Origin of the sequence: Cyanobium sp. Lug-B, from assembly GCF_024345635.1 — a bacterium.
Classification (GTDB): domain Bacteria; phylum Cyanobacteriota; class Cyanobacteriia; order PCC-6307; family Cyanobiaceae; genus Cyanobium; species Cyanobium minutissimum.
The window spans coordinates 1-22870 of sequence record NZ_JAGQBM010000034.1 but is presented as its reverse complement, the minus strand read 5'-3'; the positions used below and the strand labels follow the sequence as shown (position 1 = coordinate 22870).

Annotated in this window: 25 protein-coding genes; 5 read left to right on the top strand and 20 right to left on the bottom strand. The window is 68.9% G+C overall.

What is annotated here, in order from left to right:
- The first annotated feature begins 3 nt into the window (after positions 1-3).
- The gene (locus tag KBY81_RS09665; RefSeq protein ID WP_254976373.1) at positions 4-702 is read left to right on the top strand and encodes a cupin domain-containing protein; all 699 of its coding nucleotides are present in this window, start codon (positions 4-6) and stop codon (positions 700-702) included.
- A 7-nt stretch (positions 703-709) separates the two neighbouring features.
- Here the strand turns inward: KBY81_RS09665 and KBY81_RS09660 are convergent, their stop codons facing one another.
- The 7 genes from KBY81_RS09660 to KBY81_RS09630 all read right to left on the bottom strand — a co-directional run bounded on the left by KBY81_RS09660 (position 710) and on the right by KBY81_RS09630 (position 6366).
- Positions 710-1546, bottom strand: coding sequence for a metal ABC transporter permease (locus tag KBY81_RS09660; protein ID WP_106219514.1), 837 nt, complete (start codon positions 1544-1546; stop codon positions 710-712).
- A gap of 196 nt (positions 1547-1742) precedes the next feature.
- A complete protein-coding gene (locus KBY81_RS09655; protein WP_106219513.1) occupies positions 1743-1955 on the bottom strand; it encodes a hypothetical protein in 213 nt (70 codons plus the stop codon).
- A 289-nt stretch (positions 1956-2244) separates the two neighbouring features.
- Positions 2245-2613, bottom strand: coding sequence for an AbrB family transcriptional regulator (locus KBY81_RS09650; RefSeq protein WP_015110192.1), 369 nt, complete (start codon positions 2611-2613; stop codon positions 2245-2247).
- 68 nt (positions 2614-2681) lie between these two features.
- Entirely contained in the window at positions 2682-3914 is a 1233-nt protein-coding gene (locus tag KBY81_RS09645; protein WP_254976372.1) for a mechanosensitive ion channel family protein, read from the bottom strand.
- Positions 3911-5218, bottom strand: coding sequence for an extracellular solute-binding protein (locus tag KBY81_RS09640; protein WP_254976371.1), 1308 nt, complete (start codon positions 5216-5218; stop codon positions 3911-3913). The genes KBY81_RS09645 and KBY81_RS09640 overlap by 4 nt, the downstream gene beginning before the upstream one ends.
- 9 nt (positions 5219-5227) lie before the next feature.
- Positions 5228-6097 carry a methyltransferase domain-containing protein gene (locus KBY81_RS09635; RefSeq protein WP_254976370.1) on the bottom strand — a complete coding sequence of 290 codons (870 nt, stop codon included), beginning with the start codon at positions 6095-6097 and terminating at the stop codon, positions 5228-5230.
- Between the two features lie 14 nt (positions 6098-6111).
- Positions 6112-6366 (bottom strand): hypothetical protein, encoded by a 255-nt coding sequence (locus KBY81_RS09630; RefSeq protein ID WP_015110195.1) that lies wholly within the window; start codon positions 6364-6366, stop codon positions 6112-6114.
- A 62-nt stretch (positions 6367-6428) separates the two neighbouring features.
- On the opposite strand from KBY81_RS09630, the gene KBY81_RS09625 reads away from it, so the two are divergent.
- Positions 6429-6908 carry a protein phosphatase gene (locus tag KBY81_RS09625; protein WP_254976369.1) on the top strand — a complete coding sequence of 160 codons (480 nt, stop codon included), beginning with the start codon at positions 6429-6431 and terminating at the stop codon, positions 6906-6908.
- Here the strand turns inward: KBY81_RS09625 and KBY81_RS09620 are convergent.
- Positions 6823-8142, bottom strand: a complete 1320-nt coding sequence (locus KBY81_RS09620) for a ScyD/ScyE family protein (RefSeq protein WP_254976368.1) — start codon at positions 8140-8142, stop codon at positions 6823-6825. The two genes, KBY81_RS09625 and KBY81_RS09620, sit on opposite strands and share 86 nt — an antisense overlap.
- A gap of 133 nt (positions 8143-8275) precedes the next feature.
- On the opposite strand from KBY81_RS09620, the gene KBY81_RS09615 reads away from it, so the two are divergent.
- Positions 8276-8935, top strand: a complete 660-nt coding sequence (locus KBY81_RS09615; RefSeq protein WP_106219507.1) for a 2OG-Fe(II) oxygenase — start codon at positions 8276-8278, stop codon at positions 8933-8935.
- A gap of 16 nt (positions 8936-8951) precedes the next feature.
- On the opposite strand, the gene KBY81_RS09610 is transcribed toward KBY81_RS09615, so the two are convergent.
- From KBY81_RS09610 to KBY81_RS09600, 3 genes are read right to left on the bottom strand one after another with little or no spacing between them, the layout of a single operon-like run.
- Positions 8952-10346, bottom strand: coding sequence for a 1-acyl-sn-glycerol-3-phosphate acyltransferase (locus KBY81_RS09610; RefSeq protein WP_254976367.1), 1395 nt, complete (start codon positions 10344-10346; stop codon positions 8952-8954).
- Positions 10347-10396: 50 nt separating this feature from the next.
- Positions 10397-10906: a hypothetical protein gene (locus KBY81_RS09605; protein ID WP_254976366.1), complete on the bottom strand. Its 510-nt coding sequence runs from the start codon at positions 10904-10906 to the stop codon at positions 10397-10399.
- Entirely contained in the window at positions 10903-12066 is a 1164-nt protein-coding gene (locus tag KBY81_RS09600; protein WP_106219504.1) for a DUF2157 domain-containing protein, read from the bottom strand. Before KBY81_RS09600 ends, KBY81_RS09605 begins: the two co-directional genes overlap by 4 nt.
- Positions 12067-12184: 118 nt before the next feature.
- Here KBY81_RS09600 and KBY81_RS09595 point away from each other — a divergent pair, with 118 nt between their 5' ends.
- Entirely contained in the window at positions 12185-13234 is a 1050-nt protein-coding gene (locus tag KBY81_RS09595) for a sensor domain-containing diguanylate cyclase (protein ID WP_254976365.1), read from the top strand.
- A 46-nt stretch (positions 13235-13280) separates the two neighbouring features.
- Entirely contained in the window at positions 13281-16100 is a 2820-nt protein-coding gene (locus tag KBY81_RS09590; protein ID WP_254976364.1) for a valine--tRNA ligase, read from the top strand.
- Positions 16101-16128: 28 nt separating this feature from the next.
- Here KBY81_RS09590 and KBY81_RS09585 read toward each other — a convergent pair whose 3' ends face one another.
- The 9 genes from KBY81_RS09585 to KBY81_RS09550 form a co-directional block, all read right to left on the bottom strand.
- The gene (locus KBY81_RS09585; RefSeq protein ID WP_254976363.1) at positions 16129-16413 is read right to left on the bottom strand and encodes a hypothetical protein; all 285 of its coding nucleotides are present in this window, start codon (positions 16411-16413) and stop codon (positions 16129-16131) included.
- A gap of 96 nt (positions 16414-16509) precedes the next feature.
- The gene (locus KBY81_RS09580; RefSeq protein ID WP_254972164.1) at positions 16510-16998 is read right to left on the bottom strand and encodes a hypothetical protein; all 489 of its coding nucleotides are present in this window, start codon (positions 16996-16998) and stop codon (positions 16510-16512) included.
- A gap of 96 nt (positions 16999-17094) precedes the next feature.
- On the bottom strand, positions 17095-17838 hold the full coding sequence (locus KBY81_RS09575; RefSeq protein WP_254972165.1) for a hypothetical protein: 744 nt from the start codon (positions 17836-17838) through the stop codon (positions 17095-17097).
- A 148-nt stretch (positions 17839-17986) separates the two neighbouring features.
- The gene (locus KBY81_RS16625; protein WP_315858512.1) at positions 17987-18145 is read right to left on the bottom strand and encodes an addiction module antidote protein; all 159 of its coding nucleotides are present in this window, start codon (positions 18143-18145) and stop codon (positions 17987-17989) included.
- On the bottom strand, positions 18142-18294 hold the full coding sequence (locus tag KBY81_RS16620) for a hypothetical protein (RefSeq protein ID WP_315858511.1): 153 nt from the start codon (positions 18292-18294) through the stop codon (positions 18142-18144). Before KBY81_RS16620 ends, KBY81_RS16625 begins: the two co-directional genes overlap by 4 nt.
- Positions 18295-18558: 264 nt before the next feature.
- On the bottom strand, positions 18559-19020 hold the full coding sequence (locus KBY81_RS09565; RefSeq protein WP_254976362.1) for a hypothetical protein: 462 nt from the start codon (positions 19018-19020) through the stop codon (positions 18559-18561).
- 247 nt (positions 19021-19267) lie between these two features.
- Positions 19268-21070, bottom strand: a complete 1803-nt coding sequence (locus KBY81_RS09560) for a bifunctional UDP-sugar hydrolase/5'-nucleotidase (RefSeq protein WP_254976361.1) — start codon at positions 21068-21070, stop codon at positions 19268-19270.
- 310 nt (positions 21071-21380) lie between these two features.
- Positions 21381-22238 (bottom strand): NAD(P)-dependent oxidoreductase, encoded by an 858-nt coding sequence (locus KBY81_RS09555; RefSeq protein WP_254976360.1) that lies wholly within the window; start codon positions 22236-22238, stop codon positions 21381-21383.
- Between the two features lie 27 nt (positions 22239-22265).
- Positions 22266-22870 (bottom strand): jacalin-like lectin (locus tag KBY81_RS09550; protein WP_254976359.1); only part of this gene is annotated, 605 nt, incomplete at its 5' end.

The window sequence follows — 22870 nt, the reverse complement described above, 5'->3', positions numbered from 1 at the left end:
ACGATGGCCCCCGCCCCCTTCCCCACCCAGCTCCATGCCGATCGGGACCGCAGGGCGGTCGTCGACAGCGGTGCCCTGCCCTGGCATCCCTCCCCCCTGGCGGGGGTGGAGCGGCGCCTGCTGGAGCGCGACGGCGGCGAGGTCGCCCGGGCCACGTCGATCGTCCGCTACGCCCCCGGCAGCCGCTTCTCCCCCCATGGGCACGGCGGCGGCGAGGAGTTCCTCGTGCTCGAAGGCGTGTTCTCTGATGAGTACGGCGACTACGGCGCCGGCACCTACGTCCGCAACCCGGTCGGCTCCGCCCATGCCCCCTTCAGCGAGGGCGGCTGCACGATCCTGGTGAAGCTGCGCCAGATGGACCCGGCCGACCAGACGCGGGTCGTGATCGACACCGGCTCCTCCACCTTCGTGCCCGGCCTGGTGCCCGGCCTGACCGTGCTGCCCCTGCACGCCTTCGGCCTCGAACACGTGGCCCTGGTGCGCTGGGAGCCCGGTACCCGCTTCCCCCTCCACGCCCACCCGGCGGGCGAGGAGATCTTCGTGCTCGAGGGGGTGTTCGAGGACGAGCAGGGGGCCTACCCGGCCGGCACCTGGCTGCGCAACCCGCCCGGCAGTCGCCATGTGCCCTTCAGCGGCGGCGGTTGCCTGATCTGGGTCAAGACCGGCCACCTCGACCAGGGTCTGGCCGCGCCGCAGGGCTGATCGCCGTTCAGGGGGTCGCCGCCCGGCCCCGCAGCGGGGCCACCGCCAGGGCGACCAGGAAGGCCAGCAGCTGGGCGATCACGACGCAGGGACCGGAGGGCAGCGCGAAGGCGGCCGACACCAGCAGGCCGAGCACGGCCCCGCTGGCCCCCAGTCCGGCGGAGAGGACCACGTAGGTGCCGAAGCGCCGGCTCACCAGCCGCGAGGCACAGGCGGGGATGACCACGAAGGCGCTGATCAGCAGCACCCCCACCGCCTTGACGGAGATGGCCACCACCACCGCCAGCAGGACCAGGAACAGCAGCCGGTGCAGGGAGACGGCGATGCCCCGGGAGCGGGCGAGCGGTTCATCGAGGGTCAGCAGCACCTGGTCGCGCCGGGTGAGGGTGAGGTAGCCGGCGGTGACGACGAGCAGGACCCCGATCAGGGCCAGGTCGAGCCAGGTGACCCCCAGGATGTCGCCGAACAGGAGCTGCTGGATGCCGCCCTTGTAGACCCGCAGCAGGCTCAGGGCCACCACGGCCATGGCGAGCGACGAGGAATAGACGATGTTCAGCAGGGCATCGGCCGGCAGCTTGCTGCGCTGCACCAGCTGGTTCGTCATCAGGGCGAACAGCACCGCGAAGGGGATCAGCACCAGGGTGGGATCGATGCCCAGCAGCAGGCCCAGGGTGATGCCGAGCAGGGCGGAATGGCCGAGGGCGTCGCTGAAGAAGGAGAGCTGGCGCAGCACGGCGAAGCTGCCCAGCACGCCGCCGAGGGCGCCGCTGAGCAGGCCCCCCAGGAGGGCCCGCTGCATGAAGGGGAGCTGCAGCAGCTCCGCCAGGGTCGAAGTCCCAGCCATCGGCCCAGGGTACCCAGGGCGGCGGGCCGGGCCTCAGGAGAGCGGGTGGGCCAGGGCCAGCTCCAGGGCCTCGACGACCAGGGCCAGGGAGGCCGCCAGCAGGGCCAGGCGGCCGGCGCGGCAGAACAGCCGTGAGGTGATGACGAAACCCATCGGAATCATGGGTGAGCTCCGGTGCAGGGCAAAGGGAACGGTCTCAGTGGCTGGGGCGGTGCAGGGGACGCAGATCCGGCAGGGCGACGGAGAAGGCGGGGGAGCCGTGGCGGGTGAGGGGCCAGCGCCGCACCCAGCAGCTGTCGGTCTCCTCGTCGATGCTGATCACCTGGTAGGTGCCGCCCTGGCGGCTGCTCAGCGCCACGAAGCTGCCGGGGTGCAGGGCCGCTGCCGGGTGGGATGGGGGGTGAGGCATGGTTCGAACCACGCAGCAGCCTTCAACGTAACAGAAGGTTGCGGATTGGTTGACGATTCGGCCCGTCGTGTGCATTCCAAAGCACAGGGGTTGTGCCCGGAAACGCGTAGCCCCCCTCGAGCATGACCCGAGGGGGGCTACTTTGCCGAAGCCATGGGAGTTGATCAATCTCCCCGGCCCCGCACCTTTGATCTAGATCGGGAGGGACGGCACCGGCGGGGAGCCGTACATAGCTTCACGGAAGTGCTGGGGAGCGGCTGAAACCGGGAGCGGCTCAGGCGCGATGGTGTCACTCGTCGTCGTCGGAGCCGCCCACCGGCACGAGCCGGATCGCCTTGCGACCGAGCTTGATTTCGAATTCATCGCCCGGCTCGAGGCCCAGCATCGCGGTGTAGGCCTTGCCCACCAGCAGGTTGCCATTGAACTGGACCTTGGCGGTATAGCCAAGCTTGCGACCGGCCTTGGTGGCAGCCTTGCCGACGCCGTCGCCGAGGTTGATCCCCTTGGCATCGAGAAGGGCTTCGTAGAAGGCCGTGAAGTTCAGCCGCTCGTTGCCGTCCTTCTTGGTGCTCACGTAGCCGCAGCTGCGCACCAGATCGGACTTCGAAGCATCACCCAGCTCTTTCACCTTGGCGAGCAGATCAGCACCTTTGAGCATGATGCAATGGCGGTTGGTATTGATCGAAATTGTACAACTCGGGCCTGCGATCGCCAGTCGGACCAGGTTCAGCTTTTCGGTGGACCCTCCACCTGATACTGCACCTGCTGGGGAAAGGGGATCTCGATCTGCCGGTCCCGGAAGGCCCGCCAGATCGCGGCCTGCACTTCGCTGCAGATGGAGACGTTATCCATCGGGTTGGCGATCCAGAAACGCAGGGCATAGTCGATGGAGGAATCGCCGTAACGGAGCAGCAGGCCCTTCGGCGCCGGGGTGGCCAGAATGCGGTTCTGGCCGCGGGCCGTGGCCTCCAGCAGGGCGATCACGTCATCGGGATCATGGTGGTACGCCGCGCTCACCAGCACCTGGCTGCGCCGCAGGGTGTCGGTGCCCGTGTAGGTCACGGTGGTGTTGGTGAAGAAGGTCTGGTTCGGGATCACCAGTTCGGCGTTGTCCCGGTCGCGCCAGAGCACCGCTGCCCGCAGGCCGAGGCTGCGCACTTCGCAGGGATCGCCATCGATGAACAGCACCTCGCCCGGCCGCACCGATCCCTCGAACAGCAGCCACAGACCGCTGACGAAGTTGGAGAAGACTTCCTTGATGCCGAAACCCAGGCCCACCGAAAGGCCGCCGGCCACCGCCAGGATCGCGGTGCGGTTGAAGCCCACGTGATCGAGGGCCCAGACGATCCCCACGGCCACCGCGGCATAGCGGATCATCAACGCCAGGGCCCGGCGGCTGCCGTTGCTGATCCCCACGCTGCGCTGCACCAGCCAGGCCACACCCTGGGCCGGCGGCCCGGTGCCCATGGCCAGCACGTAGACGATCAGCACCGCCAGCAGAAAGCTGCCCAGGGTGACCTCGGAACCGAACCATTCACCGATGGGGATGAGGGCCAGATCCTGGGGGTTGTCGAACACCCGGATCACCAGAAGCACGGCCACCAGGAGGTAGGCCGGGCGGATCAGGCGGGTCTCCAGCACCTGCATCTGCTGGGGCTGGATGAAACGGCCCAGCAGCAGACGCACCCCCCCCAGACCCAGCCAGCCCAGGTAGAGGAGCAGGCCCAGCAGCAGCAGGCCGAAGGGCTGGCCGGCCAGGGCCAGGGCCAGGGACAGCAGGCCCAGCAGGCCGGAGATCACCAGCGAGCGCCGGCCGGCCAGGGGAAGGCGGGCGCCCAGCCGCCGCGACAGCACGCCGTGGCCGAAGAACACCAGCAGCAGCAGGATCACCTGCACCCGCACCTCCAGGCGCTGCAGGTAGCCGAACCAGCCGGCGATCTCCATCAGCAGCAGATTCATCGTGCCCTCCCGCCACTCAGGAGCTGCACCAAGCCCTCGAGGGCTGCCGGCTGGCTCAGGTCATCGAACAGGTAGCGGGTGAGCAGGGCCTGCCACCCCTCCCGCTGGTTCCTTGTGCTGGCCTCGATCAGGCGGATCGTCGCCCGATGCAGCGACTGCTGCCGCCCCTCCACCATGGCCGCCACCACCGACGAACTGCGCACCGGCGGCGCCACCTCCCGGTTCACCGGCAGCACGTACTGGTTGCGCTGGATCATGTCCCGCTGGTGCAGGGGGCTGATGGCGAACCGGGCCAGGGCCAGCGCCAGCTGGCGCTGGCCAGGACTGGAGTTGACGCCGAAGGCGATCACCCGTTCCCGCGTGATCGGGCTGGCTTCACCGAACGGCCCCGACGGCAGGGGGGCGACGCCCAGGTTCCTGCCCAGTCGTGAGCGCAGCCGGGTGATGTTGATGCTGCGGCAGGGAATCCAGTCGAGGACCCCGGCCATCAGCCCCTTGAGCAGTTCCGTCTCGGTGGGGTACACGGTGACGTGCTGCTGCTGGTCGGCCATGCGCAGCCACTCCAGCCAGCCCTGCAGGCCCTGACGGGTCACCGGGGTCGCCGGCTTCCCGGCGAGCAGGTCACTGACGGCATCGATCGCCCCGAGGGGGCCCAGGGTCCAGGCGAGGTTGATCGCATCCAGGGACAGCCCCACCTCCATCCCCTTGGCGCTGAAGGCCAGCAGCTCATCGAGGCTGTCGGGGCTGCGCTGGACGTGGCGCCGATCGAAGCAGGCCACCTGGGGCTGGAGCTCCATCGGCAGGCCGGTCAGGGTGCCGTCCGAGCGCCGCACCCGCACCACCGAACCCACATCGAGCTGGTCCAGCACCGTGTTCGGGAAGGGGACGGTGTTGATGAGCCGCTCCCGGGCCAGCTCCTGGGCCGTGGATTCGTTCACCAGCAGCAGATCGGGACTCAGGCCGGTGCGGTTGCGGACGAGGAGTTCGTTGCGCAGGTTCTCCTCGGGAAAGACCTCCACCTGCAGCCTCACCCTGGGCTGGAGGGTGCGGAAGGTCGTCTGGAGCAGGGTGGTGCGCATCCGGATCTCCTTCTGCAGCTCGGTGTCCAAGGCCTCCTGGCTGACCCCCACCGCGATGTACAGGGTGCCCTCGAGGGGGCGCAGCATCGGCTGCAGGCGCCGGCCCTGACAGCCCCCCATGGCGGCCATCAGCGGGAGGGCCAGGCCCGCGGCGATCATCCCGATGGCGGCCCGCCGCCGGCCCTGGCCGGGCGGGATGGGGGAAGGACGGCGGAGGGGAATCACATGGGGAGGTTAGGGGCCTTCGCCGCGGCGGGCCCGCAGGGACAGGACGGTGGGGCCCACCCAGTAGGCCCCCGGATCCCGGCGCGCCCTGGCCATGGCGTCGGCGGCGGCGGTGGCGTCCTCCTCCGTCCAGCGACCCTGGCGGATCAGCTCCCGCCCGTAGAGGGTCACGAAGTGCTCCAGCCAGCGGGCCCAGGGGTCACTGCCCCGCCCCAGCACCGGCAGAGGCACCAGTTCCTCGATCCCGAAGCCCCGCGCCGCCAGCAGCCCGGGCAGGCGCCGGTTGACGTCCGGATCGCCGCCGGCGTCGCGGAAGCTGGCGATGGCGGCGTCGCGGAAGCGGGTGATGGCGGTGCCGTCGGGATGGAGACCGAAGGTGTTCCAGTGGACGTATTCGTGGGCCACCAGGACACCGCCGGGCCGCAGGCTGGTGCTCACCAGATCCAGCAGCGGGTCGAGCCGGGGCAGGAACATGGCCAGCCAGCGGCACCAGGCCAGATCGAAGCCGCCGGTGCCGAGACCGGAAGCGTCCAGGCCCGGCGAGGCTGCGGCCGCAGGATCCCCGAGGTCCACCGCCAGCACCTCCAGCTGGCCCCATCCCTCGCGCGCCGCTGCCGCCCGGGCCGCCGCGACATAGGCCCCACTGCGCTCAAGGGCCAGCACCCGGCCGCCGGGGCCGACGAGGCGGGCCAGATCGCGGGCGCAGAAGCCTGGCCCCGCCCCGAGATCGAGCACCCGCTGGCCCGGCCCCAGGCCAGCCCGCTCCCAGGCCGCGATGGCGGCCGGTCGCCAGAGCTCATGCTGCAGCCGCAGCCGCTCCTGCTCCTCCGGTTCGGTCCCCAGGACGTAGGTGTCCGCTGCCGTGTCGCCTGAGGTCATCGCCCGGGGGCCGCTCAGTCCTCGGGGTAGAGCAGTTCGGCGAGTTCGTCGGGATCCACGTCGTAGACGCGGGCCAGGGTGGTTTCGATGGCGCTGGTCACCACGTCCGGCAGGAAACGCATCGCGTTCAGGGCGTCGTCGGCGATGTCATCGGTGAGGACCTTGTCGCCCCCCAGCTTCTCGTCGTTGATCACGGCCATCACCCAGCTCTGGTAGGCGGTGACGAGATCGGCGAACTCGAGCTCCGGATCGTTCAGATCGAGGGCCATCGGGCGTCTCCAGGGACGGTCGTTGCCCCTGCAGTTTGCCGCCTGGCCGTCAGGATGGCCGGATGGATCAGGAACCCCTGCCATCGGTGGCCTCCCTGCAGGGCACCCTGTTCGACTTCGCCATCGCCGAGCTGGTGCGCCAGCACCGGCGGAGCTTCCCGCCCCAGTGGACGGCGGAGAGCTGGGCCAAGCTGCTCATCTGGCTGGCGCTGAGCTGCGGCTGCTCCGGCGAGGCCCGGGCCCTGGAGGCCTTCGCGGCCGCCCTGGGTCCGGCGCTCACGGCGCGGATGCGGCGGCTGTTCTTCGAGCGGGAGCTCCCCGACCTCAACCTGCGGGTGATGGCCGATCCGGCCGAGCAGCAGGTGCTGCTGCTGCCCCTGGAGGCCGCGCCCGGAGCCGGAGCCCAGGAGCCCATCGCTGTGGAGCGGGTGGCCGCCGCCCTCGAGGCCGTGGGCCTCAGCCCCCTGGTGACGGATGATCGCCTCCGCTGGCAATCGCTGGAGGCGCTGGTCGCCGTGCCCTGGCGGAACGGGCCGGGTTGAGGCCGCCGCAGCGGCGTCGCAGCCGCCGGGCCTGGGCGAAGGCGACGCCGACACCGAGCAGGGGCAGGGGGCCGGGGGTCGGCACCGGGGTGAGGGCGAGCAGCGCGCCGTTCACCCCGTCGCCATTGTTGGCCACGTAGATCGTGCCGTCGCGGCCGACGGCCAGCCCGGTGGGGCTGACCAGGTCATCGAAGATCGTGCGGACGCTGCCGTCGAGGCCCAGTTTCAGGACGCTGCCCGACGGGGGGCCAAAGAAGTCATTGCTGTACTGGAGCAGGTAGAGCGCCTCATCCGGACCGGCGGCGATGTCGATGAGGTTGCTGAAGCCCCCCGCGAACCTGGTCACCGGGTTGGTGAAGTCGTAGCGGAACACATCAGCGCTGCCGGGGGCGAAGGGAAAGCCGGAGAGCTGGGTGATGGACAGCGCCCCGTCGGGGCCGATGGTCATGCCGGTGGGCACGGCCTGGGCCGGGACTTCGGGGAAGGGGAAGGGGAACGGCAGATGGGAGGTGCTGACGAGTTCCTCCGGGAACACGTTCACCAGCGAGACCTGGTTGGCGGCGTCGGCCTTCACCAGGCTGTTGCCGCCGGAATCAGTGACGTAGGTGTCGTCCCCGCGCACCACCAGGGCGAAGGGATTGCTGTTGAGATCCTGGCCGTCGGGGTTCTGGGTCGCTTCGAAACCGGCGATGTCGGCCAGGGGCGTCAGGCTGCCGGCGGCCAGGTCGATGGCGACCGTCCTGCCGAAGAGGGGGCTGCCGGCGGCGGGAATCAGGGTGGGGTTGGCACCGAAGCCGAAGACCCCGAACAGCTGGCCGGAGCCGTTGAAGGCGAGGTCCTGGATGCCGGTGCCCTCGGGGAACAGGGGGGAGGACTGGACCGCCAGGGACGGGAGGTTGGCGAGGGCCCTGGAATAGACGTTGGTGGAGCGGTCGAACTGACCCACGGCCCCGGTGGTGCCGTAGCAGAGGGTGTTGCCGCTGCCGGCGAGGATGCAGGGGCCGCTGCCGCCCCGGCCCGCCTCGCTGAGCACCAGGTTGCCGTTGGGCGCGATCGTCAGCCCGCGCGGATTCTCCAGCCCCGTCACCAGGGTCCGGGCCCGGTACGGGGCGGCGTCGGCGGGGGCGCCCGCCGCCAGCAGGCCGGCCCAGGCCCCCAGGACCAGGCCCAGAAGCCCCTGGCCCTGCCGCAGCGGGGGTTGGCGGGAGGCGGTGGTCCGCGGCGATGGCAACATCGACAGGCTGGTCCGGAGGAGGCGTCAGGCGGCACTCTGCCGATCCTGCGGGCCCCGTCAAGACGCCGCCGACACCTGCCGTGGACGGCGAGGCTCCGGTCTAGGTTGCCTGTCCGAGAGGACCCGGGCGCGGATGCGGCTGATCGCCAGCTTCGAGGATCCCGGCTATCTGGCCCTGGCCGATGCGGCGATGGCCTTCTTCGACCGCCGCACCGACCTGCAGCGCCGCGGCGTCGCCTTCGGCTTCGGCGCCGAGGAGGGCGACGGCGATCCCGGTGCGGTGGGGACGGCGGCTCCCGGCAAGGTCTCCACCGACATCAGCCTGGTGTGGATCGACCGCTCCGATCCGGAGGCCCAGGGCCTGGCGGACGTGATCATGCGCGGCGTCTCCGTCGGCCTGAAGCGTTACCTGGCCGAACGCCCCCTGTTCCTCTCCTGCTGCCCGGAGCGCTCCCTGTTCGTCAACCCGATCTTCAACCTGCAGCGCTACGCGCCGGGGGAGGGGTTCCACAGCTGGCACTGCGACTGGAACACCAGCGACGAGGCCACCGAGCCGATCCGGCGTGTTCTGGCCTGGATCCTCTACCTCAACACCGTCCCCGACGGCGGCACCGAATTCCACTGGCAGGACCACCACGAGGAGGCCGTCAAGGGCAAGCTGGCGATCTTCCCCGCCGGCCTCTCCCACCTGCACCGGGGCCGCGTCAGCCAGACCCACACCAAGACCATCGCCACCGGCTGGATCAATGCCGGCAGCCTCGACGCCTACGTGGCGCGCCTCGCCGCCGGCTGAGGCCCCGGTCCGGTGGTCAGTCCAGGGGCGAGGGCACGATCAGCCCCTCCAGGCGCTGTTGCAGCTCCTCGGTGAGGGCCTGCACCGCCCGGCGCCGATCCCGGCGGTAGTCGGCCAGGCGCCCATCCACCCCGATCGGCCGGTCGATGCTGATCCGCACCTTCCGGCGCCCCAGCCGGGGGCGCTGGTTGGCGGTCTGGCCCTGGATCCGGCACTGGGTGTCCCAGAGCAGCAGCAGGGTGTCGGCGAAGCGCTCCTGGCTCGGCCGCTCCCGCACATAGCTGCCGCTCACGGCGACGAAGGACTCCACCACACGCATGTGCCACAGCTGGGCCCCGGTCTCCTCCGCCAGCCGGTCGGCCAGGGCCCGGGCCAGGGGGCTGGGGGGCTCGGCGTCGGGGGGCCGGGCGGGGTAGAGCCGATCCCAGCCGGCCTGCTCCAGGCGCCGGCAGCGGTCGGTGAGGCTGCCGCAGGGCTGCATCCCGAAGGACTGCTCCACCCGCCGCAGGGCCAGATCCATGAGTCGCTGCAGCCGGGGGCCGAAGCCGGGGGTGGACTCCGGGTCGGCGCTGTCTGCGGCGGTGGCCGCGGCGGGAGCGCACGCCTCGGGCAGGGCCAGGTGCACCTTGTCGCGGTAGAAGGCCTCCATCTGCTCGAGCATCCGCTCCCCGAGGCGCACCAGCCGCCCATGCAGTCGGGTGGGGTCAAGGTCGTGGCCGGGATCGGGGACCAGGCCGGCCCCCTCCTCCAGGCGGCAGAGCAGGGCCTCGATCGGCCCCCAGACCGGCTCGATGAAGCTGTACTGCAGACCGATCGGCAGCAGATCCATCCGTTCATGGCGTCCGGCCTCGGCCAGGTCGGCGGCCGTCCAGAAGGCGAGCTGGGCGGTGCCGGGCTCCAGGGGGCTGAGGCGTTCGTTGTGGCCGTTGGTGGCCCCCTCCGGCGCCAGGGCGAAGGGGTGGGGTCCCTCCAGCAGCAGCTTGCGGGCCGTGCGCAGGGCGGGCAGATCCAGCTTGCTGCGCTGGATCGAGGCGCCCCCCAGGTGGGTGAACAGCCACCCCATGGTCGGCCCGGCCCAGAGGGGGATGCCGCGGTCGAACAGGAACTGGCCGGTGGGGGCCGGATCGAAGCGCAGGCCCTGCCGCCGGCCGGCCCGGGCCAGCTCCACCCACAGCAGCCGGGCCATGCTCAGGGGATCGTCGAGGCTCGGGTGGCGGAAGGCGAGCAGCAACCGGCTCTCCCCGGCCTGGAAGGAGCGCATCGCCTCCACCAGCGTGGCCATGCCCTCCACCTCCACCGCCGCGATCCGGCAGCGCCACCGCAGCCAGAGCGGCAGCACCAGCCGGCCCAGCGCCAGCACCCGACCATCCAGGCGGGGGGGCAGGAACTCCAGCGGCGGGGCGGTGGCCATCGGCGGACGTTAGGCGGGCTGCCGGGGCCGGGCTGTGTCCACGGCCAGCTTCAGCGCAGCTCCAGGGGGGTGATCGGCCCGTCGCCCCGCCGTACCCCCAGCCGGATCGGCCGCGGTGGACCCTGGGCCGGCAGGGTCACCTCCACCCAGAGCTGCTCGCCGGCCGGGCGACGGGAGGGATCCGCCACCCCGGGCGGGATGAAGTAGGCGACCGACGGCCCCAGGCGCCAGCCTTCGCCCTGCGGTGTCGCCGGCAGGCTCTTGGAGCGGGGGGTGGCGGGTCCGGCCAGCTCGGCCCGCACCCGGTCGGCCTCGCTGCGCAGCACCAGCCGCTCCCCCGACCAGGGCCTGGCCTGGCCGGCCGGCACCTCGGGGGCCGGCACCAGCAGGGCCAGGTTCACGTAGCGCCCCCGGATCGGCAGGTGGGGATCCACCGGCTCGCTCAGGATCCAGCCCCGGGGCCGGGTGGCCCGATCCAGCAGCAGCTGGCCTGCCAGGCTCAGCAGCAGCCCGCCCTGCAGCAGGGCCAGCAGCAGGCCGCGCGCCGGCCCGGGGATCATGGGGTCCCCCGGCCAACGGCGCGGGCCACGAGCCGGCGGCGCAGCAGCTCCAGGCCCCAGCCGCCGCCGAGGAACAGCACCCCCAGGCCGATCAGGCTGGCGGAGCGGCCGAGGCTGTCCATCACCTGGGACACGTAGAAGGCCAGCACGTCGATGGCGATCAGGGCGGCGCCGAGGTTGACCCGCTCGGAGCGGCCCTCCATCACGCCCCAGGCCACCAGCAGCAGGCCGCCGACGGCCCACCACAGATAGGGGAACACCCCGGCGTCCTGGTGGGTGGACCAGGCCAGCGCCACCCCGGGGAGCAGCCAGCCGATCGCCACCGCCAGAGGCCAGGCGCGCCGGCCCCGCAGGCGCAGGCCCAGCAGCAGCGGTGCCCCCAGGGCGACCGCCCAGCCGACGGCCGCCAGGGGCAGGGGCAGGGGGGCGGAGGTGGGGCCCCCGTGGCTGAACAGCTGCCAGAGCAGGCCCGTCGGCAGCAGGCCCAGCCCGCCGAGCCAGAGCAGCACCCGCCGCGGCGCCGGGACGGCGCCCGCCCCCGCCGGCGCCGCCAGATAACAGAGGCTGAGCAGCAGCAGGCCCGCCGCCGGGGCCAGCACGACCGTCGGATCCCCGGATCCCCGCTGCAGTCCCTCGGTGGCGGCATCGACGGCCCGCTGCCATTCAGCGACCAGCCAGGCCGGCCCCAGCAGGGCCAGCAGCGCCAGCTGGGGCCACTGGCGCAGCAGGGCCCAGCCCAGGCCCGCGCCGATGGCCCAGAGCAGCAGCCCCAGGGGCCAGTGGGCCTCGAGGTGGAACAGCTGGCCCGCCAGGAACAGGCCCGCCCCCAGCGTCACCGTGCCCACGCCGTGCAGGCTCACCGCCAGGGGCGGGAAGCGGTTCTCGAGGGCGGCGCCGCCCCCGTGCAGACCCACCACCAGGGCCAGCAGCAGCCCGAAGCGCTGCCCGGGCCCGAGGGCCTGCCAGTGGGTGGAGACGAACAGCAGCAGTCCGGCGGCCACCAGCACGCCCCCGAGGGCGACGGCCACCAGCACCGGCACCCGCAGCCGGCGGCGACCCGGCTGGGCCCTCTCCCAGGCCAGGATCGCCTCGACTCCGGCCGGATCGATCAGGCCCGCCTGCCGCCAGCGTTCCAGCCGTGATTCCCAGCCGTCTGCCATGGGAGGAGGCTACGGGGACCGGGTGGCTCCAGAGCCGCGCTCCGCGTGAACGTTTTCCGCGCCGCGAAACGGGGGGGCCAGGGGGTGTCGATGATGCAGGGACCCTCTGATCCGTCCCGTGTCGGCCATCGGAGCGCCACGGTCCGATCCGGACAGCTCTGCTGACGGGTGGATCGGCGCCGCCGAGCGGGAACGGCGCCTGATCGAGGAGCGCCATCGGCTTCTGGCCGAGAACGCCAGGGATGTGATCTGGACCATGGCCGCCGATGGCACGATCACCTCGGTGAGCCAGGCCGTGGAGAGCCTCAGGGGCCTGACGCCGGAGGAGGCGATGGCCCAGCCGATCGAGCAGATCCACCCACCCGACTCCCTGGCGATCTCCCTGGGTTACTTCAGCCAGCTGGTCGAGGACCTGCGGGCCGGCCGGCCGCCCCAGTCCTTCCGCGGCGAGCTGGAGTACTACTGCCGCGACGGTTCCACCGTCTGGATGGATGTGATCGCCCTGCCGGTGCTGGATGAGCAGGGGGCCTTCCTGGAGCTGCTGGGGGTCAGCCGGGACATCACGGAGCGCAAGCGCACGGCGCTCGAACTGCAGCAGGCCCGGGCGGACGCCGAGGCGGCCAATCGGGCGTTGCTGGCCGCCAACCGGGCGCTGGAGCGGCTGGCCACCACCGATGGCCTCACCGGGCTCTGGAACCGGCGGGAGCTGGATGAGCGGGTGCGCCGCGAGATCGACCGCGCCGACCGCTACGGCGATGTCCTGTCGCTGGTGCTCTTCGACATCGATCACTTCAAGGATGTCAACGACCGGTTCGGCCATCTGGCCGGCGACCTGGTGCTGGTGGAGCTGGGGCGACGGGTGGCAGCCCTGCTGCGCAGCTGCGACGGCGTCGGCCGCTGGGGCGGCGAGGAGTTCCTGGTGCTGCTGCCCCGCTGCACGGCCGGGCAGGCCCATCAGATGGCCGAACGGCTGCGGCGGCGGGTGGAGGCGGAGCCCTTCGGGGTGGTGGGACGGGTGACGATCAGCTCCGGGGTGGTGCAGCGACGGCCCCTGGAGTCCGCCGAGGCCTGGTTCCATCGGCTGGACCAGGTGCTGTACCGGGCCAAGGAGCTGGGGCGCAACCGGGTGGAGCTGGAGCTGGAGCCGGGGGCTGAGCCACAGCGCTGAGCCACGACCGCTTTGAGACCATGGGCCCACTGCCCGCGCCCAGCCCGTGACCGAGTCCTCCCTGCCCAAGACCTACGACCCGGCCGCCACCGAGGTGCGCTGGCAGGCGGCCTGGGAGGAGGCCGGCGCCTTCCACCCCGATCCGGAGGCGCCGGGTGAACCGTTCTCGGTGGTGATCCCGCCGCCGAACGTGACCGGCAGTCTGCACATGGGCCACGGCTTCGAGACGGCCCTGATCGACACGATCGTGCGCTTCCAGCGCCTGCAGGGGAAGAACGTGCTCTGCCTGCCCGGCACCGACCACGCTTCGATCGCGGTGCAGACGCTGCTCGAGAAGCAGATCAAGGCCGAAGGCGGCAGCAAGGAGGATCTGGGCCGCGACGCCTTCCTGGAGCGGGCCTGGAGCTGGAAGGGGGAGAGCGGCGGCACGATCGTGGGCCAGCTGCGCCGGCTGGGTTACTCGGTGGACTGGCGCCGGGAGCGCTTCACCCTGGATCCGGGCCTGAGCGCAGCGGTGGCGGAGGCCTTCGTGCGGCTGCACGAGGAGGGGCTGATCTACCGCGGCGAGTACCTGGTGAACTGGTGCCCGGCCTCGGGATCGGCGGTGAGCGACCTGGAGGTGGAGATGAAGGAGCACGACGGCCACCTGTGGCATTTCCGCTATCCGCTCAACGGCGGCCCCGCCGCCGACGGCACCGACCACCTGGTGGTGGCCACCACCCGCCCCGAAACCCTGCTGGGGGACACCGGCGTGGCCGTGCACCCCAGCGACCCGCGCTACGCCGCCCTGGTGGGGCAGACGATCACCCTGCCCCTGGTGGGACGCCAGATCCCGATCGTGGCGGATGAGCACGTGGATCCGGCCTTCGGCACGGGCTGCGTCAAGGTGACCCCCGCCCACGACCCCAACGACTTCGCCATCGGCAGCCGCCACGGCCTGCCCTTGATCACGGTGATGGCCAAGGACGGCAGCATGAACGCGGCGGCGGGGCGCTTCGCCGGCCTGGACCGCTTCGAGGCCCGAGCGGCGGTGGTGGCGGCGATGGAGGCGGAGGGGTTCCTGGTGAAGGTGGAGCCCCACCGCCACAGCGTGCCGTTCTCGGATCGGGGCAAGGTGCCGGTGGAGCCCCTGCTCTCCACCCAGTGGTTCGTGAAGGCCGAGCCCCTGGCGGCCCGCTGCCGGGAGGCCCTCGAGGGCGGCGCGCCCCGCTTCGTGCCGGAGCGCTGGGAGAAGGTCTACCGCGACTGGCTCACCGACATCCGCGACTGGTGCATCAGCCGCCAGCTCTGGTGGGGCCACCGCATCCCCGCCTGGTTCGTGGTCAGCGAGACGGGCGGCGTGATCACCGAGGCCACGCCGTATGTGGTGGCCCGGGATGCCGCGGAGGCCGCCGCCAAAGCGGAGGCCCAGTTCGGCGCGGCGTCCCGGGCCGCCGGCCGGGAGCTGCAGCTGGAGCAGGATCCGGACGTGCTCGACACCTGGTTCTCCAGCGGCCTGTGGCCCTTCTCCACCCTGGGCTGGCCCGAGGGCGAGGCCGCCGATCTGGCCCGCTGGTACCCCACCAGCGTGCTGGTGACGGGCTTCGACATCATCTTCTTCTGGGTGGCCCGCATGACGATGCTGGCCGGCGCCATGCAGCCCCTCGGCGCCGGCAAGGCCTGGATGCCCTTCGCCGACGTGATGATCCACGGCCTGGTGCGGGACGAGAACAACCGCAAGATGAGCAAGAGCGCCGGCAACGGCATCGATCCGCTGCCGCTGATCGAGCGCTACGGCGCCGATGCCCTGCGCTTCGCCCTGGTGCGGGAGGTGGCCGGCGCCGGCCAGGACATCCGCCTCGACTACGACCGCAGCGACGGCAGCTCGGCGACGGTGGAGGCGGCGCGCAACTTCGCCAACAAGCTCTGGAACGCCACCCGCTTCGCCCTGATGAACCTGGGCGGTGAAACGCCCGCCAGCCTTGGGGCGCCGGACCCGGCGCAGCTGCAGCTCGCCGACCGCTGGATCCTGTCGCGGCTGGAGCGGGTCAAGCGGGAAACGGCCGAGCGCTACGCCAGCTACGGCCTGGGGGAAGCGGCCAAGGGGCTCTACGAGTTCGCCTGGAACGAGGTCTGCGACTGGACGATCGAGCTGCTCAAGCGGCGCCTCAACCCACGGCCCGCCGTGGAAGGGGAGCCCCTCGCTGCCGAGGTGCTTGCCGACCAGCGGGTGGCCCGGCAGGTGCTGGCCATGGTGCTGGCGGAGCTGCTGGTGCTGCTGCATCCGCTGATGCCCCACCTGAGCGAGGAGCTCTGGCATGGGCTCACCGGCGCCCCCGAGGGCACCTTCCTCGCCCTGCAACCCTGGCCGGCGGCCGAGGCGGCCGCCCTGGATGAAGGTCTGGAGGCTTCGTTCGCGGAGTTGATCGAGGCGATCCGGGTGGTGCGCAACCTGCGGGCCGTGGCGGGGCTCAAGCCCTCCCAGGGGGCGCCGGTGCTGTTCATCACCGGCCGCCAGGAGCTGGCGGCGGTGCTCAAGGAGGGAAGCGCCGACATCACCACCCTCACCAGGGCGGAGAGCGTCACCGTGCTGGACCCAGCGGCGGCCGCCGAGCGGCCGGCGGCCCGGGCCCTGGCCGCGGTGAGTGGCGAGCTGCAGGTGCTGCTGCCCCTGGAGGGCCTGGTCGACCTCGACGCCCTGCGGGCCCGCCTGGAGAAGGACATCGCCAAGGCCACCAAGGAGATCAGCGGCCTGGCCGGCCGCCTCGCCAACCCCAACTTCGCCGGCAAGGCGCCGCCGGAGGTGGTGGCCGAGTGCCGGGCCAACCTGGCCGAAGCGGAGGCCCAGGCGGCGCTGGCGCGGCAGCGGCTGGCGGATCTGGGCTGAGGGGGGCCGGTCAACGCCTGAGCACCCTTCAGTGGTGGAATTCGAGGAAGTTCTCGGAAATCTTGTGGGTTGCACCGGGGCATTGCAGAGCCGATACCTCCCCTGCCAGGGCCTCAAGAAACGCGACCCGCGGATAGGGATGGAGCAGGGCCTGCTGGTGCCACTGCTGCGCATCCGGAACATGGACGATGGCGATGCAGGTGCCACCGCCGAATTCCCACCAAAAGCGCACCTCCCCATCAGGGAGGGTGATGACGACATCGCCGGAGCGCCCCTGCGATGTAACGCGGACCTGTCCTCTGAGGCTGAACATCTGGCTTGGGTTGAGGTTAGGCCGGTGCGCTGATGCTGCTCTGTTCACGCCAGGGGCCTGTCAGGTCCGGCCAAAAACGGTGTGCGTGTGATCGCGCTACTCACGCTCCGCGATGGTGGTGAATAATCCAAGAAACGAGTCGGAGCAACTCTGTTCAATGCGAGTCGCGTCCGCCGATACGGAACCGTTGCACTCGCCAGACGAGATTTTGCCTGACTGGTATTTTGCCGTATACCGACTCATCAGACGATTCCCGACAAGACTGCCCGTTCCGGACGATTCAAATTGGACACCGTTCGGCAACCTGCCCCAACGGTTGAACGCGAAGCTGCTGTCGACCTGGGAGACCTTTGTGCCATTGTCCGGGTTATCACTATCGCGCCAGACGCCGGATATCTTTGGTATTGGAACGGTGGCCGGAGCTTCGATGGGCTTGATCCTTTTGGAGAGCTCCTCATTCACAACTTTAGGTTGGGGGGCGCGACTGAAGATCTTGTCCCAGTTTGAAAGGAGCGCAGCTCCCAGTGTGCCCGCCAAGCCGATGATCGCAACCGTGATCGCCACTCGATGACTCGGGTCCGCCATGGCTTGTCTCCGGGACGTGGGGATTGTAGTCGCCCAAGGCTTGACGATCAAGTTGACCATGCTTTGGCGAGTCAGGGTTGAACGAGGTGTTCGGCATCAATGGGCGAGGTAGCGATTTGGTATGTTGTTGAGAGGAGGAATATCTCTATCAGACGCACGCAGTAACTCCACCACGTTGGCGTAGCTATCGTGTTCAGTTCGCTGCATCTGCGGCAGCAGACCAAGTTGGGCATAGGAGACCGGAGTGACATCAAAGCACGTTGTTTCCCAGTCGAAGCCTTTGCCCCAAGTGATGCCGCGCAGTTGCACATCCGCTCTGGCACCCGCTTCCAGCAACAGCCTCATGACACGCGCCGACCGATTCGCGTTGGAGTTGACCGTGTGGAAGAGTGGGGTATGACCATTCAGACCGAAGATATCAGTGTCAGCCCGCACATCGACTTCGGCGCCAAGCTCAAGCAGCTTGGCCGCCGCATCAATGTGTCCGTACTCCGCTGCGACGTGGAGCAGCGACGCTCCGACTAACGGCGTGAACGCGCAAGGCAGTGTCACCTTATGGCTTAAGAGGTTCCTGTCTGCCCGCACCGCAGCCTCAATGGCCGACGGGTCGTTTAGGAGAACTGGTTCAAGGTCTGGGTCTTCCAGGACGGCTCCTCTATCCAGCAGCAAGCGAAGGCATGCCGAAAAGGCATCCGACCTGAAATACATCTCTACCAGGTGGTTGACGGGAGACTTCCCGTTGATCGGAGCCTGAATGTCGAATCCAGTGTCAAGGATGGCGCGGATGCGCTCAACCGAATGTGATTCGAAGGCGGCTAGCAGGTCATCGGCGGACTTCATGTGATGGCTAACGCTGCCCCTGGGTGGCAGGTCAAGAGTATCTGTTTCCTGAAGTGAACCCTTGGATGCCTGTTCACTCAAGGGGTTTGTTCGAAGGTGTCGCATCTCCACAGGAAGCGTTTCATGACCTTCGCCTCGTCGGCAACGCTCAAGTCACCTCCGCTTCGCTTCGCACGCTCGCGCTCAACTTCAGACCCAGGGCGGTGACCACTTTCAGGATGGTGTCAAAGCTAGGGCTGCGCTCTCCAGACAACGCCTTGTAGACGCTCTCCCTAGAAAGCCCTGAGTCTCTGGCCACCTGGGTCATCCCCTGGGCCGTGCAATGCCGCCCAGGACCTTGGCAATGAAGGCCGCATCACCATCCGCCTCCTCGATGCAGGCTTCCAGGTCAGCCGCCATCTCCTCCGGTGTTCGTAGATCCTCGGCAATGTCGTAGGTGGTGGTCGTCGTTTTCACCAGGTCCCCTCTGTCAGGTTGTCTGCCAATCGAAGGGCGTCATCAATGTCCTTGGCTTGTGAGCTCTTGTCTCCGCCAGCCAAAAGGATGATCAAGGCGGTTCCTCTCTGCTCGGACAACCTGAATGACTCTCATGCTGAGGCACTCAAAGGAGTTGGATAGAAGCCCTTGGTTGGGACTGTGTAGCGCTCCAGATCAGTGGCTGGGCAGTGATTTTCCAAATGATCAATGTGACCACATGATTCCGGCCACTGCATTTAGTTTTCAGGCTGCAATATCAGAGGCTTCACTTAGTTTTTTGAGACGTACTAGAGCTTTCGGCCAAGCTTCGCAGATGTAGGCCTCCCATTCGGTGGATACGTCTTGATCGACCACCATCCTCGTACCTGCTGGTATGGCAAGGAAGGTGTAGTTCTCATACGCGGGTGCCCAAGCCTTGACTGTTTCACTTGTTGTGTCCACGATGCCATTGGCAATGAATCCGAGGTGACGGATGGAGATAAACTCGTTCTGTCTGTTTTCCGCGATCTCGGCGACCATGCCATCACCACTCGGAGATAGAAACTGAATCTTCGATCCCTGCTCCCATGAGCCGTTGAAGTGCGAGCCTTCAGCAAACGCAGCTGTCCAGATCTTGTAGCTCTCGAGTGAAGTAACATGTCGCCAGACTACAGAAACTGGCGCATTGATGTCCTTGTTGAACTGGAGGCGCTTAGCGGATGACATCGAAGTTCTCCGACAGTGTGTTTGTGAGCGACCTGACGCTGCCGCTGAGTGGCAGGCCAGGAGACCATGGCGCTCTGACAACTCTATGGCGGCCTGATCACTCCAGCGGCTTGTTGGCTGGCCTGCCTGCTTCAGTTCTCTCGGAGCACATGGCTTATTGATAAAAGGTAGCAGCACTACTTGAACCAGCCATCTCAGTGCCCCCGAGCATCTTGCACATCGTTGTCATGCACCACGGCGGGGACATCTAGCTCGACTTGATCGCCCGCACCTCGGCAGCGCGTTCATCTGTGGGAATCACAGGTAACTCGCCCTTGACCGTGACCGGAAGACGACGTAGGTGGTCCATGATCGCTTGCCATTCCTTGATCTCATGAGCCGCATTGATGCCCACCCCCTTTTCAATACTCTCCACATCAGTCGTGCCTGGTGGCGGCAGCAAATAGCCCGGATTTTCGCGGGGTAGCTTCAGTGCATCAACTCTGGAGGTGAGAGGAGTGCCATCCATCTTCTTGGGCACAAGGGCCAGCTTGCCCTTCGTATACCTGGGAATGGCTACGATAATCGGAGCGAGCATCAGCGGGCAGCTCAAGCTGAAGAGGCGCTCATCCTTGCCACTGATGTCGATAGCCTTGTAGCCGCTGTCGATGTCACCCAGTTCGATGGCCGTCACCACGTCGAACTTCGGACGAGTGGGGTCGTAGCGGAAGCGCATGCCGGAGGCGCGCGGGAAATACTCTCCCGGATGGGCTGCGCTGTCGACGAGCAGGAACTCAAGCAGGTTCTTGAGATCCATACCGGTGAAATAGCCGGTCACCAGTGTGCTGCCGGGGGTCGGATCCACGGCGCCCGATCCGAGCGGTGCCACAGCGAACACGTCGTAGACCGTCACGACACCGGTTTTGCCGCGCAGGAGCCCCGCGCGCATCATGCCGTTGGCGGTGAAGCCGATGTCCGCCTTGGTTGCCGCACGGAACGAGTCGGTGACCAGGTTCGCCAGCAGGGTGCCGGCAGCGATGTCGCTGAAGGTATTGGGCAGATCCCGGGGGGTGATGGCCAGGGGCTGTTCGATGCTGTAGCCCCGCGATGCGAAGGCGGTGGCACTGACCGACTTCTTCAGTTCATCGATCTCCTTGCCGATGCTCCGATCACCGAGGATGCTGTCATCGATCGGCAGCAGTCGGTACGAAGTGACGGACAGCTTGCTGCCGTCCAGCGCGATCACAAGTTCGCCGAGATTGTTGCTCTCCTTTCCGGTCTGTACCACCGGCGTGCGGCCATTCACGATGATGGCTTCGTTCAGTTCCGTGTGGCTGTGGCCGCTGATCACAATATCAACTCCCGGCACATCCTTGGCCAGTTGCACGTCTTCTCCGGTGTCGTAGCGGCCATCAGGGCCCTTCTCAACGCCTCCGTGGCTCAGAGCGATGACAACATCAACTTTTTCACTCTCGCGCAGGATCTTCACCACCTCACTCGCCGCACTGATGGGATCGGCAAAGCTCGTGGCGCCGCCACTGGTGTAGATCATGGCCTCCTTGCCAAGGACGCCAAAGACACCGAATCGCAGCCCGCCCCGCTCGATGACCGTGTAGCGGCGGATCACGCCCTTGCGGGTCAGCGCCTGAAGATCGGCCAAGCTGGGATCGCTTCCCAAAAAGCTGGTATTCGCAGAGAGTATGGCTGGGATGGGGCCCACCTTGACAGCTGCGCCGATGGAACTGCCCAGGCCCGCTGGACCGAGATCGAACTCATGATTGCCAAAGGTGGTGGCGTCATAACCCATCTTTCCCATGAGGTGCAGTTCACCGCCGGTTTCACGTGTGGCGGCGCTGAATGCGGAGCCCATGCTGTAGTCGCCTGCATCCAGCACCAACACCGGCCCCTGGCTCTTGCGCGCAGCGATGCGCTGAGCGATGAGACTCGCTAGCCGCGCATAACCACCACGGGTGGTGTCGTCGTTCAGCGTGAACGGGCTGTAATCAGAAGACGGGCCCATGCCGATGAAGCTCGCGTGCATGTCATTGGTATGCAGGATCGTAAACGTCATGGATCCAGCTGTCGCGGCACGTAAGAATTCTGGCAAGAGGACGGTGATGCCTCCCATTGCCGAGGCTGCCAAGAACTTGCCGCGGGAGAACTTTCCAAGAGCTCCCTTGGTTGTCGTGTGGTCGTCGAGGCTTGTTGTTGCTGGTTGGTGATGATCAGGCTTCACTGTTGATTCATCAAAAACTGGTCTTTAAAGGTGCAGTCCGTGGTCTGGCCAACGCTGAATAGATGGTTTCCGCGAACCACGTCTTTTGATGACCTCGCTTCCGTGAACCACTTATTCATTGTGATGCACGAGTCCCTTCCCCCTGCTAAGCCACCGCCGTCAGCCGGTGCAGCGCGCTGTAATCCAGCTCATCCAGGCCGGCGGCCGTCGCCCGCTCCAGCAGTGTCGCCAGCCCATCGAGGCCCTCCGTCTCCAGCCCCAGGCCCCGGGCGGTCTGCAGGAACAACAGCAGGTCCTTGCGCAGGTGGGCGGTGGGGAAGTTGGCGTTGGTGTAGTCATCGGCGAGTTCCTTGGCCAGCTTCTTGTCGAAGGTGGGGGCGTACAGGGCGCTGGCGCGCAGGATCGCCATGAAGGCCTCCACGTCCACGCCGGCCCGCTGCACCAGGTGCAGGCTCAGGCTGAAACTGTGGGTGAGGCTGGCGATCAGCTGGTTGAGGGCCAGCTTGGCGGTCAGCGCCGCCCCCACCGGGCCCAGCAGGCGGGGTTCACCGCCCAGCGCCGCCAGCACCGGCCGGGCTCGCTCCAGGGCCGCCGCCTCGCCGCCCACCATCAGCTGCAGGGTGCCGGCCAGGGCCTCCGGCCGGCTGCCCAGCACCGGCATCTCCAGCAGCTCCGCGCCCCGCTCCGCCAGCGCGGCGGCGAGTTCCCGACTCTCCTCAGGCGCGATCGTGGCCACCTGCAGCACCAGCCGGCCCGCCAGCGCCGTGCCGGCCTGCTCCAGCAGCACGGCCCGCGTGGTGGGGGCATCGCTCAGCACCGTGATCACCAGCGCAGCGGCGGCGACGGCCCCGGCCGGCGTGGCGGCCACCGTCGCCCCCAGGGCCTGCAGCGGCCCGCAGCGCTCCGCGTGGCGGTTCCACACCGTGAGCCGGTACCCGCTGCCCAGCAGCCGTTCGCCGATGGCCGCCCCCAGCAGGCCGGTTCCCAGCAGGCAGATCTCCATCGACGCGGCCCTGCGGCGGCCGACAACCTACCCGGACCCCTCCTCGGTCTCCGCCAGCGGCTGCCAGATCAGCGGCCCGAAGCGGGCCACCACGGCCCGCAGGCCGTCGAGTTCGCGGCCGCTGCGGCCGCTGAAGCCCAGCACCACGCAGTCTTCCGGCACCGTCCAGTCGATCGGGCGGTCGCCGGCATCGCCCCCACCGCCGATGCGCTGGCCATCGCTGCTGGTGAGGAACAGCCGATCCACCCGGGTGCCGCTGAGGCCCTCGATGCGCCGGATCGTCACGCCCTCCGCCAGCTGCAGAGGGCCCCTGTCGCCACCGCCACCGCCGCCATGGAGCTCCGGCTCGCGGGGGTCGCCCTCGCCGGCGTAGCGCAGCCGGATCTGGTCCACCCGGGAGCCGGTGCGCAGCCCCACCTCCACCAGCCGCTGGCGCCGGCGGATCGCATCGGCCCGCCCGGGGAAGGCGAAGGGGGCGCCGCCGTTGCCCCCCATGGGCACCTCCTCGGCCAGGGTTACGTTCAGCTCCGGGCTGCCCGCGTCCAGGGACGGCAGCGCCGGCACCTCCAGGGGGCTGGCGGCGGCGGCCCGGTAGGCGGCCCGGCAGGCGTCGAGGGCGCGGCGATCGGCGG